14 protein-coding genes are annotated in these 15,126 nt (G+C 56.1%); 12 read left to right on the forward strand and 2 right to left on the reverse strand.

Annotated features, from left to right (window positions below; translation table 11 throughout):
- Positions 1-138: 138 nt before the first annotated feature.
- From M4951_RS10380 to M4951_RS25580, 4 genes are all read left to right on the forward strand, one after another.
- Positions 139-489 (forward strand): hypothetical protein, encoded by a 351-nt coding sequence (locus tag M4951_RS10380; protein ID WP_262026416.1) that lies wholly within the window; start codon positions 139-141, stop codon positions 487-489.
- Complete coding sequence (locus M4951_RS10385) at positions 473-1,036, forward strand: hypothetical protein (RefSeq protein ID WP_262026417.1); 564 nt, start codon at positions 473-475, stop codon at positions 1,034-1,036. The genes M4951_RS10380 and M4951_RS10385 overlap by 17 nt, the downstream gene beginning before the upstream one ends.
- Positions 1,037-1,847: 811 nt before the next feature.
- A complete protein-coding gene (locus M4951_RS10390) occupies positions 1,848-3,476 on the forward strand; it encodes an AAA family ATPase (RefSeq protein ID WP_262023491.1) in 1,629 nt (542 codons plus the stop codon).
- A 331-nt stretch (positions 3,477-3,807) separates the two neighbouring features.
- Positions 3,808-4,188, forward strand: coding sequence for a carbon storage regulator (locus M4951_RS25580; protein ID WP_315985766.1), 381 nt, complete (start codon positions 3,808-3,810; stop codon positions 4,186-4,188).
- A gap of 52 nt (positions 4,189-4,240) precedes the next feature.
- On the opposite strand, the gene M4951_RS10400 is transcribed toward M4951_RS25580, so the two are convergent.
- A complete protein-coding gene (locus M4951_RS10400; protein WP_262026418.1) occupies positions 4,241-6,331 on the reverse strand; it encodes an esterase/lipase family protein in 2,091 nt (696 codons plus the stop codon).
- Between the two features lie 129 nt (positions 6,332-6,460).
- Between M4951_RS10400 and M4951_RS10405 the strand changes: the two genes are divergently transcribed.
- Both M4951_RS10405 and M4951_RS10410 read left to right on the forward strand, forming a co-directional pair.
- Positions 6,461-7,780: a sulfatase gene (locus M4951_RS10405; RefSeq protein ID WP_262026419.1), complete on the forward strand. Its 1,320-nt coding sequence runs from the start codon at positions 6,461-6,463 to the stop codon at positions 7,778-7,780.
- On the forward strand, positions 7,777-8,856 hold the full coding sequence (locus M4951_RS10410; RefSeq protein WP_262026420.1) for a DegT/DnrJ/EryC1/StrS family aminotransferase: 1,080 nt from the start codon (positions 7,777-7,779) through the stop codon (positions 8,854-8,856). The genes M4951_RS10405 and M4951_RS10410 overlap by 4 nt, the downstream gene beginning before the upstream one ends.
- An 87-nt stretch (positions 8,857-8,943) precedes the next feature.
- Here the strand turns inward: M4951_RS10410 and M4951_RS10415 are convergent, their stop codons facing one another.
- Positions 8,944-9,183, reverse strand: coding sequence for a carbon storage regulator (locus tag M4951_RS10415; protein ID WP_262026421.1), 240 nt, complete (start codon positions 9,181-9,183; stop codon positions 8,944-8,946).
- Positions 9,184-9,859: 676 nt separating this feature from the next.
- Here M4951_RS10415 and M4951_RS10420 point away from each other — a divergent pair.
- The 6 genes from M4951_RS10420 (at position 9,860) to M4951_RS10445 (ending at position 15,099) form a co-directional block, all read left to right on the forward strand.
- Positions 9,860-10,159, forward strand: coding sequence for a hypothetical protein (locus M4951_RS10420; RefSeq protein ID WP_262026422.1), 300 nt, complete (start codon positions 9,860-9,862; stop codon positions 10,157-10,159).
- A gap of 40 nt (positions 10,160-10,199) precedes the next feature.
- On the forward strand, positions 10,200-10,988 hold the full coding sequence (locus M4951_RS10425; RefSeq protein ID WP_262026423.1) for a tetratricopeptide repeat protein: 789 nt from the start codon (positions 10,200-10,202) through the stop codon (positions 10,986-10,988).
- Between the two features lie 325 nt (positions 10,989-11,313).
- Complete coding sequence (locus M4951_RS10430) at positions 11,314-11,841, forward strand: sigma-70 family RNA polymerase sigma factor (protein ID WP_262026424.1); 528 nt, start codon at positions 11,314-11,316, stop codon at positions 11,839-11,841.
- Positions 11,838-13,529 (forward strand): FecR family protein, encoded by a 1,692-nt coding sequence (locus M4951_RS10435; RefSeq protein ID WP_262026425.1) that lies wholly within the window; start codon positions 11,838-11,840, stop codon positions 13,527-13,529. Before M4951_RS10430 ends, M4951_RS10435 begins: the two co-directional genes overlap by 4 nt.
- A 91-nt stretch (positions 13,530-13,620) precedes the next feature.
- Positions 13,621-14,541, forward strand: a complete 921-nt coding sequence (locus M4951_RS10440; protein WP_262026426.1) for a DUF1559 domain-containing protein — start codon at positions 13,621-13,623, stop codon at positions 14,539-14,541.
- A gap of 135 nt (positions 14,542-14,676) precedes the next feature.
- Entirely contained in the window at positions 14,677-15,099 is a 423-nt protein-coding gene (locus M4951_RS10445) for a hypothetical protein (protein ID WP_262026427.1), read from the forward strand.
- Positions 15,100-15,126: the final 27 nt, after the last annotated feature.

Here is a 15,126-nt window from a genome sequence, read left to right on the forward strand (position 1 = left end):
TCTTGAGGTGACTTGCCGGGCATCTATGGAAAGACGCATTCAGAAACTCCTTTACCAATTTTACCGGCGCGATTGGGCGCCCCATGTTGCGGCGCAATTTCACCGCAAAATCGCCAACCCTGTGTATAATCAACGCTTATGGAAAAGCAGTTGACCCCGATCGCCGATTCTCCCTGGTTTTGGCTCTATCTGTTCGCCATGTGCGCGCTGGCCGGCGGATTGGTGATGGCGCCCAAGTATGGGGCGCGGCAAGCGACCCTCGAAAAGCAGCATCAGGCGCGCCAACGCGCCGAGCAGATCCGCCAAGGGATCACGCCGACCGGAGAAATCTCCACCGCCGACAATACGCTGATTGATCTACGGCCGATCTATCTGGTGCTGTTGGTGTTGGTGAGCGTCGGTTGGGCGCGGCTGTGGTGGACGCGGTGGGTAACAACTTCACAAGACGCCGACTTGTCGAAAGGAACGTCGCATGAGCATCCTGTTTGAGCAGCAAACGACGATTCTGGTGATCGGCCTGATCGGCGCCGCATTGATCGCCGGTTGTTTGGTGCAGACCGGCAAAAAGGTCTTCATCCCGGTCTTCTTTTTATGGGTTGCGATGATTGCGTGTGCGTCGCTGATGGAGATGTCGATCGTCACGCCGACCGAAAAGGTCCGCGACGCCGTCCACTATTTCGGCGCCGTCCTGCAAAGCAACAACAAGGCGAAAGTGCTGGAGACGATCACCGACATTCGCCCTGAGATGAAACGCCGCGCGAGCTTCATTTTGGATACCGTCGAGCTCGATAGCGTCAGCATCAAAGACCCGATCGAAGTCATCTTCTTTGACGCTCCTCAAACGCATTGCCACGCCAAGTTCAATATTGTCGTCACCGGTCGATTAAAAAAAGGTGGCTACGGCGGCGGAGATCGCTTCGCCGCATTTCTCGTCCTGGATCTGATCCAAGAAGAAGACGGCAAATGGCGCGTCGCAGACTACGAGGCGTATGACCCCCGCGGCGAACAAGCAGGCCGACTGGTCGAACCAATTTAGGGCGAGCAATGTCACCCGTTGGTAGGTCAGGCCTTAGCCTGACGAAGCGCTGGGTTGGGCCACCCAGGCTCAAAAATTGTCGATTGACAAAGCGCACGGAATTGGGGTCGACTGCAAAATTGTAGGGTGGGTGAAGCAAAACCGCGAGCGATTTGACCATCATCAACCAACAAAATCGGTTTGCGTAACCCACCAAAATTGTCGATCAATTGGATCGCATTGGTGGGTTGCGCAAGCGGTGATGTCGTTCGAAATTGGTGGGCGAAAACAGCTTGCTCCACCCACCCTACGGCTGATTCTTGGCTCTCAAAAATTGTCTGTTGACAAAGCGCACGGAGTTGGGGTCGACTAAAAAATCGTAGGGGTGGGTGAAGCAAAAAACGCGATTGATTCGACCATCATCAACCAACAAAATCGGTTTGCGTAACCCACCAAAATTGTCGATCAATTGGATTGCATTGGTGGGTTGCGCAAGCGGTGATGTCGTTCGAAATTGGTGGCCGGAAACCACTTGCTCCACCCACCCTACGGCTGGTTGGGCCACCCAGGCTCAAAAATTGTCTGTTGACGAAGCGCACGGAATTGGGATCGACTGCAAAATCGTAGGGTGGGTGAAGCAAAAACCGCGATTGATTCGACCATCACCAACCAACAAAATCGGTTTGCGTAACCCACCAAAATTGTCGATCAATTGGATCGCATTGGTGGGTTGCGCAAGCGGTGATGTCGTTCGAAATTGGTGCGCCGGAAATCGCTTGCTCCACCCACCCTACCTCGGATATCTACGCGCAAAATTGGGGGGGCGAACGGGATGAGGATCAAGGAAATTCGTCAGTTGATGACGCGGTTGCGGAAGAGTAATGCGGCGCTGCGCGACGAGGCGTCGGTTCGCGATCGGACGCAGGGAGAGACGCTCGAAGCGCAGTGGTTGGCCTGTGCTTTGATCTCGCCGACGATCTTGTCCGCCGACCCGCCGCCAACCGCTTGTTTTCGAAGCAAACGGCATCGCGATCTCTACATGACGATGTTGCAATTGCACGCGGAAGGCGGCTCCGCCAGCGACGTGCCGCAGCTGATCGACCGGCTGTCGCCCGTCGGATATCACCGGCAACAAACGATCAACTTGCTCCACGCAATCATGCACTGCGACGCCGACGAAATGGAGTCGGATCGTTACGCGGAAATCTTGCTGCAGCGGCTTTCGAACGACGACGCTGCCGACGAAGAAAATTTAGGCGACGGAAAAATTGTCCGGCTCGACCTGAACGGCGGCAGCCCGTTTCAGGAATTTACGACCGAACAATTTTTAGACGAGCCCGAACCGCGGCAGTGGTTGATACCGAACATGCTCGCGCAAAACGAACCGGCGGTGCTCGTTGGGCCGAGCAAAAGCATGAAGACTTCGCTCGCCGTTGACTTGTGTGCGGCGCTGGCGAGCGGCGGTAAATTCTTGGGACAAATCGCCGCCGCTCGGGCATTTCGCGTCGGGTTCCTCAGCAGCACCAGCGAGCGTCAGCTGTTGGTCGATCTCGCGCGACGGTGGAACGATGCGAACGGCGTTAGCTCGAAACAACAGCCGAATTGGATCTGGGCGCTGACGATGAGCGGCCTGGCCGACGCCGCCAACTTGCCGCATCTGCGTGCGTGGATTGCGAAGCATCAACTGGAAGTGGTGATGATCGATCCGCGGCAATGGACGGCGAAGCGCGGCGGCGCCCAAGCGACGCAGCTGCGCGATCTGGTGCAATGTTGTCTCGACGCCGGCGCCACGCCGATTCTTTGCTGCGGCACGCAAAAAACGCTCGGGCGGCGCGGCATTGATACGTCTCATTTGGCCAGCGTTGGGTGCGAAAGTTTCGCCCAACAATGGATGCTGGTGAACCGCCGCCGCCCGTTTGAGCCTGGCAGTGGGCAACATCATTTGTGGCTGACGATCGGCGGCAACGCAGGGCAGAGTCAACGATGGGGCGTTGATATCGATGAAGGTCGCCTGGACGATCCGACCGGCCGCAAGTGGAAGGTCGCGCTGCACGAAACCGAGTCGCTGCGCGGCGAAGCGGTCGAACAAGAGACGCGCTCGCAAGAGCAAAAACTGCAAGCCAAAATTCGGCTCGCGATCACGCGGCTCGAACCAGAGCAAGCGACCAAGTCCAAGATCCGCGACCAAAGCGGAATCAGCGGAACCAAGTTCAGTCCGACCTGGGACCAAATGATCGCCGCCGGAGAAATTGCCAAGACCAGCCCGGCCAAGGAAGCATCGCAATTCGCCTACCCCCGCTATCACCTAACCGATCGATCAACGCCGCCAGAAAAAATGGATCCAGTCCGGTCCAACGATCCAGTCCGGTCCGATGCTCCAGTCCGGTCCAAGCCTGCGAAGGTGCGCAGCCGCCGTGAGATTAACCAGCGGCGAGCTAGAGCCAAACGCCGGGAGCGCTAAATGATTGGCGCTGTCCAGTCCAGCGGTCCGATCCGGTCCAAGGGGATTTGGGCCTGCTCGCCGATCGCTGGCTGCAAGCATCGGCAGCAGTCGATCCGACTGCCAATTTGAACGCCAGAAAGCCGGTATTCGGTAAATCCTGCAATCCTGGTTGTAAGTATGTACACCAACTGTCCAGGTTGCTATCACGCAGGGAATGCGTTTAAGTCCTTGCAGGATAGTTGTTTGTGAAAATTCGTAAAGAGGTGGTTGGTCTTTGGCATGGCAAGTGCAAAGAATCCTTTCGCAATCGCTTACCCAAGGATTTCTTCCAAACAAAGGAGTGTTTACGATGTTGGTCCTCACCCGGAAACAACAAGAAAAGATTCAGATCGGCGACGACATTGTGATCACCATTTTGAAGGTGAAAGGCAATTCGATTCGCGTTGGTATTGAAGCGCCGAAAGACGTGCGAGTGGTTCGCGGTGAACTGCCGAAGTCGGAAGAACTGGCGCTGCCGGAATCTGCCGACGACGAGCAGACCACGGCGACGCAACCTGGTGAGGATAGCCAACCGGGCATCTCTCCCTTTCTGAGCAACCACCAAGACTCTGACGATTATCGCGTCCTTTCGTTCCGCATTTCGGCCGAAGAGCCGCAGCAAGAGCCGACGCAGTTTGAGCGTCCGAAACCTCGGATGCAGACGATGCGTGAATACATCGCGAATCGCTAAGCGAAAACAAGGACGCCTGGTTGGGCATGCCAGGCGTCGTAAGTGCTGCTTTTTATCTCGGTTTCTCGTTGGACGGAGTCAACAGAAATGATTCGGACATCGGCGGAGCGTAGGTCCCTGCAGGCGGGACGCCGTTTTGAATCGGCGCTGAATGCCCTGCTTGCATCACGGTGGAATTTGGAAACGCTGGATGAAGGGGAACGCCTTGTTGCATCGCGGCGACATACTCCTGACGCAGTCCTTCTACATGGTCTCGTAGAATGTTGCGGACACGTAAGATGCTACGTGGATGTCGGTGAACATTGTTGTGATCCGAAGTAACGATCAACTCAGAAGCGGCTTCATCCAAGTGAGCGCTCTCGTATTCGACCACCCCGTCACTTCTACCGGCGAACGTGCCTAGCCACGTATCTTGGTCGATCACCCCGATGACCGTGTGGTACTTCACCCACGGGGCCTTGGGCGCGTCCAAGATCTTGGGCAACACCGGAGAGTCAGGAGCCAGCGAATCGACGCTGGTTGCGACCGCTAACATCTCGTCGCGAAAGTAGTTGGGGTTGGCGGCTTTCAGGCGTTTTTCCGCAATGGTCAGCGACTCTGGCAATGCAATCAAGTGCCGGCCGAGCCATTTGGTCGCCGAGTTGGCGAAATCACTGCCGCGGTGGGGCGTTCCCAGCGTAATCACCTGGCGGACCGACGGACTCGGCTCGAAAAAGAGCATGCTCATCAACTGCTGCTTGTCCTGGTCGTTCCCTTTCAGCGCTTGCGGCGATTGATCGGTGACCAGCGTCCAGAAATCTTGTTGGCTGTCGATGGTTTGCATGCGCGAGACAAGACCGCCCATGCTGTGCCCCACCAGCACCGATTGATCGAGCGCCAGCGCTTGATGACTGGGATCGAGATCTTCTCGCGCTTGGTGCAAATCGCGGCGGAACTGGGTCGCGCTGATCCAAAACGGTTCGCCGGTCGGGTAGAGATAGAACCAGAATTGGTAGTTGTCGCGGATCTCGGGCTGAGCGCGGAGATCGTTAAACATCTCCATCCAGGTAATCGGGCTCGACCACAAGCCGTGAACCATCACGACTGGGATCTTCTGCGGATCGTACGGTTCGAGCATATAAAGCCCCTGCACCGTTTCGCTATGTCCGGGAAGCAGCAGTCCCCACGTCGCCAGATCGGTGTCGCGAAACTGCGGTTGATCGAGATAGTAGGCCAGCGGCGTACTGATATCGGCTTCGAGCGGAGTCGTTTTGCGGCCGATTTTCACTTCGCTTTGCATCAGCGGATCGTAAAGTTCGATCTTGCAGAAGTGGACGGCGGCGCCCTGCTCTTGCTTTTGCGGAGTTACTTCCAAAAACGCCGTTAGCGGATAGGCCAGCCCCGGCGGCAGATACTTGTCTTCCGGCTTGCCGGTTTTCGCCCCTTTGCAGATGGCGATCAACGGGACGCCGAGTCCATATTGACGATGCTGATTGCGGAGCCCGTTCACTTCGTAGTCGGAAGCGAACTCGAAGTGATCGAAGTCTTCCGGATCCCAGCGTCCTGAAAGTTGCAGCGCGACTTGGAACTCGTGCCGGGGCGTATTGATGCGATAGACTGAGCCTGGGGTCAGCTTGCCTTGAGCGCGGACGATACGCAGAGCCGCTTCGAGCGAACCGTTGTACAAATCGCACGCTCCACGGAACTGCGGATCGTAAACATGGTCTTGTCGCGAGAACTTGGGATCAAACAGATAGTAGTAGGAATGAGCGGCGCTGGCGGCGAACAGTTCGAGCGCGGTCGCCTTCTTTCCGAGCGCTTCGGCGCGATTGCCGGCGATGTACGAAAGTTCGGCGTAGGCGTAGGTTTTCTCGGCGGTCGGCTCCAACTCAAGTTCTTTGGCAAGTTCTTCGAGCGCCTCGCGATGATCTCCTTCGGCAAGATCTTCGAGATCGTATTGCCGCAGCAGTTGCTTGGTTCGTTCGGTTGCTTGCGGACCCTGTCGCGACAGAAGTTGCAGTTGCCCTGCGAGCGGATTGCGCGGAGTTTTGCGCACCGACTTCCAAGAAGAGCCGGCGCAGCCGGTCGATAACAGCAGCGCTGCGACCAGGCCAAATGCAATGAGACTATGTACGTATGGTGTTGGTTTTGTCTGTTTCGGCATCGATCCGCCGTCCCCCCTGCTTTAGCGGAATTACCAGAAGAGAACTGGACTCGCTAGTTTCGTCGGGGGACAATACGAATTCTTCCCACCCTACGTCAAGGCAATCTCCCCACCCCGATGAGGATTTCCATGCACTTCTATCACTGCTATCGTTCCATACTGCTGGCGATTTGCCTGTGCGGCTGGGCCGTTGCGGCCGATGCTCCGCCGAATGTCGTTCTGATCTTGTCGGATGATCAGGCGTGGACCGACTACGGTTTTATGGGGCACAAGACGATTCAGACCCCCAGTCTCGACCGCTTGGCGCGCGAGTCTCTGACGTTCACCCGCGGTTATGTGCCAGACAGCTTGTGTCGCCCGTCGCTAGCAACGATTATCTCTGGACTTTATCCGCATCAGCATGGCATCGTGGGAAATGATCCTCCCCAGCAAGCCCCAGGAGAAACTTCGGCAGCGACGGATCAGCGCTATCAAACCGGCACGCGGAATGACTTTTTGCAGCACGTCGATCGGATGCCGAAGCTGGCCGAGATCCTGTCACGCGAAAAGGGATACGTTTCGCATCAGTCAGGCAAGTGGTGGGAAGGCAACTACGCGCGCGGAGGATTTGACGAAGGGATGACGCACGGCGATATCACGCGCGGGGGTCGTCACGGAGACGTGGGGCTTTCGATCGGTCGCCAGGGGATGGAACCGGTATTTGACTTCGTGCGACGAGCGAAAGCGGACGACAAACCGTTCTTTGTCTGGTATGCGCCGTTTTTGCCTCACACGCCGCATACGCCGCCAAAACGCATTTTGGCCAAATATCGCGACAAAACTCCCAGTCTGCCGATCGCCAAATATTGGGCGATGTGCGAATGGTTTGATGAGACGTGCGGGCAACTGCTCGACTTTTTGGAAGAAGAAAAGGTCGCCGACAACACGATTGTGATTTACGTCTGCGATAACGGTTGGATCAATCAAGAAGAGGCGAGCAAGTACGCGCCGCGCTCGAAACGCTCGCAGTACGACGGCGGAACGCGAACGCCGATCATGGTTCGTTGGCCTGGTCATGCGACGCCGGAGATCAACACGACCGATCTGGCGAGTTCGATCGACATTGTGCCGACCGTTTTGGCGGCCGTCGGAATCGAAAAGCTGCCGGAGATGGCAGGGCTCAATCTGTTAGACTCCCAAGCGGTCGCGGCACGCGATGCGATCTATGGCGAGATCCTGGAGCATGACATCCGAGCGATGGACGATCCCGTCGCGAGTCTCCGCTTTCGCTGGGTCATCGACGGGCCGTGGAAATTGATCGTCCCCTATGCGCCCAACGAGCCGAAAGCGAAGATCGAATTGTTTCACATCGTGAGCGACCCGATGGAAGAAGCGAATATGGCGGCGAAAGAGCCGGAAGTGGTGAAACGATTGAAGGCGAAGCTGGACGCCTGGTGGCCGGCGCCGTGAGCGACTCGGACTCTCCATCATCGCCGCACTGGCCGCTTGCCGATGACGACGTACGCGACGCTTTGCTGGCCGCGTACATTGACGGCAATTGGGGCAAATACCATGGTGCGTACGTTCCTCGTTTGGAAGCGGAACTGGCCACGTATTTCGGGGCGCCGCATACGCTGACCTGCGCATCGGGAACGATCGCCGTCGAGATCGCACTGCGTGCGTTGAATTTGCCGGAGAACGCCGAAGTATTGTTGGCGGCGTACGACTTTGCCGGCAACTTTCGCGCAATCCAAGCGGCCGGATTGCGCCCTGTGCTGATCGATCTGGCGCCCGATAGTTGGCGGATCGACCCCGATCAGTTGGAAGCGGCGATCACGCCCGAGACGAAGGGGATGCTCGTTTCGCACTTGCATGGTGATTTGGCCGAGATGCCCAAGATCATGGAAATCGCCGCGCGGAATCAGTTGCAAGTGGTGGAAGACGCCTGTCAGTCGCCGGGAGCGACCATCGGCGATCGCAAAGCAGGAATGTGGGGAGATGTTGCAACGCTCAGCTTTGGCGGTAGCAAACTGTTGACCGCTGGCCGCGGCGGCGCCGTCATCACTTCGCGCGCCGACATTCAACAGCGGGCGAAGATTTTCTGCGAGCGCGGCAATCACGCGTTTCCCCTCAGCGAGTTGCAGGCAGCCGTTTTGATCCCGCAACTAGCGAAGCTCGACGCCTTGAATCAACAACGTACGGCTGCAGTCGCCCGACTGCGAGACGCGACCCGCGATTCGACCGCTTGGATTACCCCAGCGCCTTGCGATGGAAATGCGGCCTACTACAAAGTGGGCTGGTTTCTCGCCGATCCGACGACGCGCGACGCAACGTCAGCCCGGTTGCGGGAAGCCAGCATTGCGGTCGACGCCGGTTTTCGCGGCTTTGCTCGCCGACCTTCCACGTGGTGCCGAAAAGTGGGGGCTCTGCCGCAGGCTCGGCGCGCGGCGGAAGCGACGGTAACGCTCCATCATCCGGTCTTGTTGGCCAGCGAAGCGGAACTGGCGCGAACGATCGACGTCATCGCCGCACTCGCCGGTTCTTAAAGCAGAAGCATTGGGGCAAGAATGCAAACAACCCGGCTTCCACCTACGCCGGGTCATTTGACTGGAGATTGCACGGTTCTTCGTGGCCTATTGGGCCACGGCGCTAATCGCGGAAGTTTCCGATAGCATTTCATGTGTGGGTAGAGAGCCCGGCTCTTCGGCGTCTGGCGTTTCGTCGGAGTCGATGACCTCGCCTCGCAAAATGCGCACCTGATTGGGGGCTTCGATCCCAACGGTCACTCGGTTGCCCGAGATTCGATTGATCACGATGGTTACGTTGTCACCTACGTGGATCGTTTCACCAATTTTTCGACTGAGGATTAACATGTTTGGGTTCCTTCCAGGGGTCGCTGGATAAGTGCGTTCTTCGCAAATCAGGGGGGAGTAGGTTCGCGACCGTCCGAAGGCGACGTTTCGCGTTGACCTGCCCTCTGTAGAAAGCAACCCGAAGGCCAAACTTGGAAAAAATTTCAATTGCGGCGTCTGATTTGTTTGTAAGTGCTGATTTGAAAGTCATTTACAAAAAATGTTTTTCGGTGGCAAGGGTCTCTGTAACGCCACGTCGGACCTCTCCTGTCTGTCTCATTCTGAGACAGGCTCTTCATTGTGAGAAGTTTTCTTGGGCAAAACTTGAAGAAAGCTCAGAAATTTTGACGTTTTGCAGGCCCCGTTTGCGCCATGAATATTGGAGGGGAATTGATTTCTCCTGCAACAGAGAGTCAGGGAGAGAAGAAACGGCTGTCTCCGCTGGATCTACTAGAAAATGGGCCGCCTGCTTGTCGAAACAACCGCTTGCGTATTACTATTTTAGAGGGGAACCTCAAAGGGTGGTATGAACTACTCAATTAGGATCACTCATGGCTCGAGTACTTCTTGTTTCTCCTCAAGGGATGGAATGGCTAAGGAGCAAGTTTTTCTGTGCGGAGTTCCCTACCGCATGACGTCGAAGGGGCCCGTCTTTTGCCTCACTTCTAACTCCAGTGGGGCTCGCTGGGGCTTTCCTATGACACCTGACGAAACGAGGAACATCGAGCAACTGTTGCATGCGCTCTCCCGGGACATTGGGTTGGGCTGTTCGTTTCATTTTACTGATCCGATCGACTGCTTTCCTACTTCGCGAAATGAAGCCCAGGGGCATATTCACGCCTATCTCTTGCGGGTCGATGTCGAATATGCGATTTGGTCGCGCAGCTCTGAATATCGCCGCCGCTGGTGTCTGTCGGACGAAGCGCAGCTGCGGGTCCGCCGCAAGCCGATCCAGCGCTTGATTGACAACGCGGTTCGAAAACTCGAAAAAACGTAGGCCTGATCGACTGCTCTCCTTTTCTTGTCGGGATCGTCTGATGCGTTTTCTCCTCTGGTCGATGTTGTTACTGCCGGCCTATTCCATTTTATTACCAGTCGCATGGGCCGAAGGCGAATCGGCCGAGCAGCTCTCGTTGGCAGCCCGGGTTGCGGTGACGACGGGTAAACATGCGCGTGCGGTCGAGTTGGCCACGCTGGCGCTTGAAAAGGATTCGCAAATTGCGGCGATGTACTACCTGCGTGGTCGCGAGCAGTTTCGCTTGGGGAGGATTGCCGAGTCAGCCGCCGATTTTGATAAGTACGCCCAACTGCAGCCGCAGGAAAAGCCAAAGCTGTGGGAACGAGGGATCACGCTCTACTACGCAGGACGCTTTCAAGAGGGCGCCGATCAGTTCGCGCTCTACCAAAAGTATCTCAGCAATGATGTCGAGAACGCCGCTTGGCGGTTTCTCTGCATGGCGCAAGCCGACGGCGTCGACAAAGCGAAAGCCGAACTATTGCCGATCGCTGGCGATGGGCGGGTTCCGATGATGACGCTCTATCGTTTCTATCGGGGGCAAGCGACCGAGCAGCAAGTTCTGGACGAGGTTGAAGCGGACGAAATCGGCGCGACTGAGCGAGCTGGCCGCCGGTTCCACGCGGCCCTTTATCTGGGGCTTTACCACGAAGCGACCGGCCAGGACGACAAAGCGGCGCCCTATTTGGCTCAGGCAGCGAGTAAGGAACTGCAAGAGACGGCCCAAGGCGCGATCAACGGTTACATGGCCGACGTGGCGCGGATCCACTGGGCGCGAAAGCAAGCGGCGGAAAAAGATCTCAACGACTAACCAATCGCCAACGGCGAAACGCCGCGCCACACTCTTCCCGCTCCTCGATCGGTTCTGCGGAAAATTGCCGAACTCCAGAGACAATCGCCCCGTGCATGCTGAGTTTGGTCTGCATGATTCTCGGGCACTCTCGTTCTCGACGACGAGAAGCCGAACTTCGATCCAAGCTCGGTGCGTCCGCAGCAGCGGATATCTGCTCTTTCCAAGCATACTCCCCTAGCTTAGGTCATGATGGCCTTGGAAAGTAATTCGCTATTTTCTCTATTTTTTTGCGAGAATCGGCGAGTTTCCGAGCAATTACTTACGAGCGTCAAAGGGTTCGGTAGTGACGATTTGCGATAAGAACGAGGAATTTGTACGTCTTTTTGCCCGTGCAGAGGGCAGATTGCGCCGTTATGTCACGGCCATGCTGCCTGTACCCAGCGATGTGGATGATGTGATGCAAGAGACGGCGATTTCCTTGATGCGAAAGTTCGACCAATACGATCCCGATCTCCCCTTTTTCAATTGGGCATGCCGATTTGCCCAATTCGCCGTGAAAAAGCACCGAAATCGCATGAAGTCCAACGGGCGCCAATTCTCCTGCGAGGCCATTGAGGCCATCGCAGCCGAATATCCGCACCACTTACAACTATCCGTAAAGCGAGAGAAGGCGCTGAACGATTGCCTGAACCATCTTGGTGACGCAGATCGGCGGCTGGTCGAGCTTCGTTACTTCAGTGAAGAAACGGTCGATAGCCTGTCGCAGCGAACCGAAGAACCGGTCGCACGTTTGTATCGTTCGCTTTCCCGGATCCGCAGAATATTGGCGCATTGCGTGCGTAAGAAACTGGCCGAAGAGGAAATAACATGAGTTCTCACTTCGATTCTGTCAGCAAAGACGAAGTCAGCCAACTGATTGAAGCTTTGCTGGACGGCAAGATCAGTGACGAGCAATTTGGCCGACTTGATCATTGGATCTCGACCAATGCCGACGCTCGACAACTCTATTTCGACTATCTCCAGATTCATCAAGATCTGCCCAACCTGATCGCTCGTCAGGAAGATGCGACGCTTCGCAACGTTACTGAACCAGGACGAACCAATTATTCCGCCGCGCGTTCGCCGCGGCGCAAATCTTTTTGGCGTACGAAGACCGCCGCGGTTCTCGCCATGGCGTTGTTGGTTCCGATCGCACTGTTCATCGGAATCTATCTCGGGAATTCTTCTTCGGGGTCGAACGCGGAAGTTGCGAGCGTCCCAGGAGATGAACCAATCATCAACAAGGCGAGCGGTGCGTTTTTTACGAATCTCGCGCACGCACGATTTTTTGGAGAATTACCTCCTCAAATTGGCGCTTCCCCCATCTTGAAACGCGATTACGTGCTCATTCAAGGGATGGTGGAACTCGGTTTTCCGAACGGAGCTTCGGCGGTGATCGAAGGTCCGGCGGCGTTCCGTGTTGATGGAAATGATCTCTTGGCGCTCGACATCGGGCGATGCAGCGTTCATGCTCCTCCAGGCGCGGAAGGGTTTCGCGTGGAGACGCCGGAGATCAGCATCGTCGATCGCGGCACCCGATTCTCGGTAGACGTCTCGCAAAACAGCGAAACCGATATTCAGGTCATCGAAGGAGCGGCTGACCTTTATCGAAAACCGACACGCGATAGCGCCGCAGCGAACGTGACTGGTTCTCCCTTACGATTGCAAGAGAAAGAAGCGATCCGCTTCGCTTTCGTCAACCAGCGAGAAGCGGTTCCCGTCCCCTTCGATCAGGCTCGTTATCAGTACGGTCTTCCAGATCGAGTAATTTCGTACGAAGCGACCACTAGCGCCGAGGGGCGCGCGAAATTGTTGACCAGCGTCACCGTACAGCGTGGACAAAAAGTCGAAACGATCCCCGTCGACAAGCTGATCAACTCAAAAGTGACCTGGTTTCATGCGTCCAATTATATCGGCTACTTAGCGGGCGATGAGAAGTTGCCGAGCCCACGCGTCAGTTTGGCTGCGGATCGCAGCCTGCGAACCGGCGTCATCAATATCGGCGGCAGTCGCCAGCCGCTGACCTCTGATCCGATCATGACGGTCGACGAGAGCCGGGATGACTTCGGCACGCCGGGCATGGCCATCCAGTTCGATCGGCCTGTGCGCAACGGGCCCGGCGCCGACGTCGTTTTATTTGAGATTCAATTGTTTATGAATCCGCTCGAAGGAGATTCGTTCCACGTGAGTCCGCTTCGATTTGAGGCCGGGTTGCACTCGCATACGATTCAGACGTTCGACTTAACGATGGAGTCGCCTGAGTCGCTGCAACTAGATGATCTCTACTTTCACACGTTTGAAGAGCCGCCGCGCTCTTTGGAGCAACTTGAATCGTTTCCTAATACGCCTCTTTTTCAAGTTTCCAAACGACATGCGATCGTTGTTGGAATTGATTTATCCGACCTGGGCTACGCCGAGGGCGCTCTGGTCGACGGTTTGTTCCTGCAAGATGACTTGGCGGATGAAGATTTCCTCGATCCTGTGCTGATCGCCGGCCTTCCGGAGGTGAGTCAGCCATGAGCCAACACCCAACTATTCATTTTCCATTGCTTCACGTTTTCGCGAACTCCTCCGCATTTTATTCATCTCTTTTCTGGATAAGGCACGCGATATGAAAACCCCCATTGCTCGTACTCTTCGCAACGGATTCACCCTGGTCGAATTGCTCGTCGTGATCGCAATCATCGGCGTCTTAATCGCACTGCTTTTGCCGGCGGTGCAGCAAGCGCGCGAAGCTGCGCGCCGCATTCAATGCACGAACAATTTGAAGCAGATGGCGCTGGCTTGCCATAACTATATGGACATCAACAAAGAAAGTTTTCCGTCCGGCGCCTTCAAGCAAGATGACAGTCACGGCTGGGCCCTCGCGATCTTGCCGTTCATTGAGCAGAACGTCCTTTACGATGGTTACGATTTCTCAAAAGGACCTTCGGCGAGCGAGAATGCGACGATTCGTCGAACCGTCATCGGCGGCTATATTTGCCCCAGCTTTAGCGGCAATTCCAGCAATACGGCGGCCGCCGCTTACTCCGATGGCGCCCTGTTGACCTATCAAGGCGTCAACGGCGTTTACTACAACGACACGACATTGGATTCAGGCCTACAGGGAATCGCGTCGGCAGGATTCATTCCTGGCAACGGCGTGTTTCGGGTGAATGGAGCTCGACCGGCCGCCGAAATCACCGACGGGTTGAGCAACACAATCATGATCGGCGACTTCATCCATCGTGACCGAACAGGAACCAACGGTGGGTTTCCTGGCAATGTGCGCGTCTGGCTGATCGGCGCCTATTTAGCCGTGGACGGCATTTACAACACGAAGGCCATTTATCAAGACACGATCAACTCGCCGCGAGATCGCGCCAATGAAAGTGTCGCATTCAATCACTTGCCTTTTTCTAGCCAACATCCCGGCGGCGCCAACTTCGCCGTGGCGGACGCCAGCGTTCGGTTCTTGCCAGAGACGATCCAATTTGACGTCTATCAAGCTGCCGCAACCATCAACGGAGGCGAGCCGCTCCAACTTCCGTAAGACAAGTTTTTACGCGCCCCTATTTCCTTGGATCCAATATCCCGCCTGATGCCGGAGTCTTGGTCGCGTACTACCGGTACGCGCCGAGACGTCGCTTGGCGATCCCCTTGGCCACACGACTGAAGGTGACACGTTATGCGTTACATTCTCACTACGATATGCCTGCTCGGTTTGATTAGCGGCTGTTCCTCTGGCGGTCGGCTAGAGACGGCGGCGGTGACAGGGAAAGTCACCTATCAGGGCAAACCGCTTCCCTATGGATCGATCAGTTTTCGTCCCGAAGCCGGATCGCCCGCATATGCCAAGATCAAGGAGGACGGCACATATTCATTAAGTACCTTTGGAAACGGGGATGGCGCCATCGTCGGCAAGCATCAAGTGCTGATCGTCGCGACCGAGGCCGATGCTGGCGTCGCACCGGCCAATAACTCAGGCATTGAAATGCCTGTCACCAAGTCCGTCATCCCGCAAAAGTACGCTAGTTTTTCGACAAGCAAACTGACTGCCGAAGTCATTTCGGGCAAGAGCAATGAATTCAGTTTCACGCTCGTCGATTAAACCGCTCCGTTCGCTTCCCCGTTATCG

The organism is Blastopirellula sp. J2-11 (assembly GCF_024584705.1).
GTDB lineage: Bacteria > Planctomycetota > Planctomycetia > Pirellulales > Pirellulaceae > Blastopirellula.

Bases quoted from the DNA above. Each gene is read 5' to 3' on its own strand.
- M4951_RS10420 (WP_262026422.1), top strand. From the start codon at position 9,860: ATGACACCTGACGAAACGAGGAACATCGAGCAACTGTTGCATGCGCTC.
- M4951_RS10415 (WP_262026421.1), bottom strand. From the start codon at position 9,183: ATGTTAATCCTCAGTCGAAAAATTGGTGAAACGATCCACGTAGGTGAC.
- M4951_RS10440 (WP_262026426.1), top strand. From the start codon at position 13,621: ATGAAAACCCCCATTGCTCGTACTCTTCGCAACGGATTCACCCTGGTC.
- M4951_RS10425 (WP_262026423.1), top strand. From the start codon at position 10,200: ATGCGTTTTCTCCTCTGGTCGATGTTGTTACTGCCGGCCTATTCCATT.
- M4951_RS10380 (WP_262026416.1), top strand. From the start codon at position 139: ATGGAAAAGCAGTTGACCCCGATCGCCGATTCTCCCTGGTTTTGGCTC.
- M4951_RS25580 (WP_315985766.1), top strand. From the start codon at position 3,808: ATGTTGGTCCTCACCCGGAAACAACAAGAAAAGATTCAGATCGGCGAC.
- M4951_RS10400 (WP_262026418.1), bottom strand. From the start codon at position 6,331: ATGCCGAAACAGACAAAACCAACACCATACGTACATAGTCTCATTGCA.
- M4951_RS10435 (WP_262026425.1), top strand. From the start codon at position 11,838: ATGAGTTCTCACTTCGATTCTGTCAGCAAAGACGAAGTCAGCCAACTG.
- M4951_RS10390 (WP_262023491.1), top strand. From the start codon at position 1,848: ATGAGGATCAAGGAAATTCGTCAGTTGATGACGCGGTTGCGGAAGAGT.
- M4951_RS10385 (WP_262026417.1), top strand. From the start codon at position 473: ATGAGCATCCTGTTTGAGCAGCAAACGACGATTCTGGTGATCGGCCTG.
- M4951_RS10445 (WP_262026427.1), top strand. From the start codon at position 14,677: ATGCGTTACATTCTCACTACGATATGCCTGCTCGGTTTGATTAGCGGC.
- M4951_RS10405 (WP_262026419.1), top strand. From the start codon at position 6,461: ATGCACTTCTATCACTGCTATCGTTCCATACTGCTGGCGATTTGCCTG.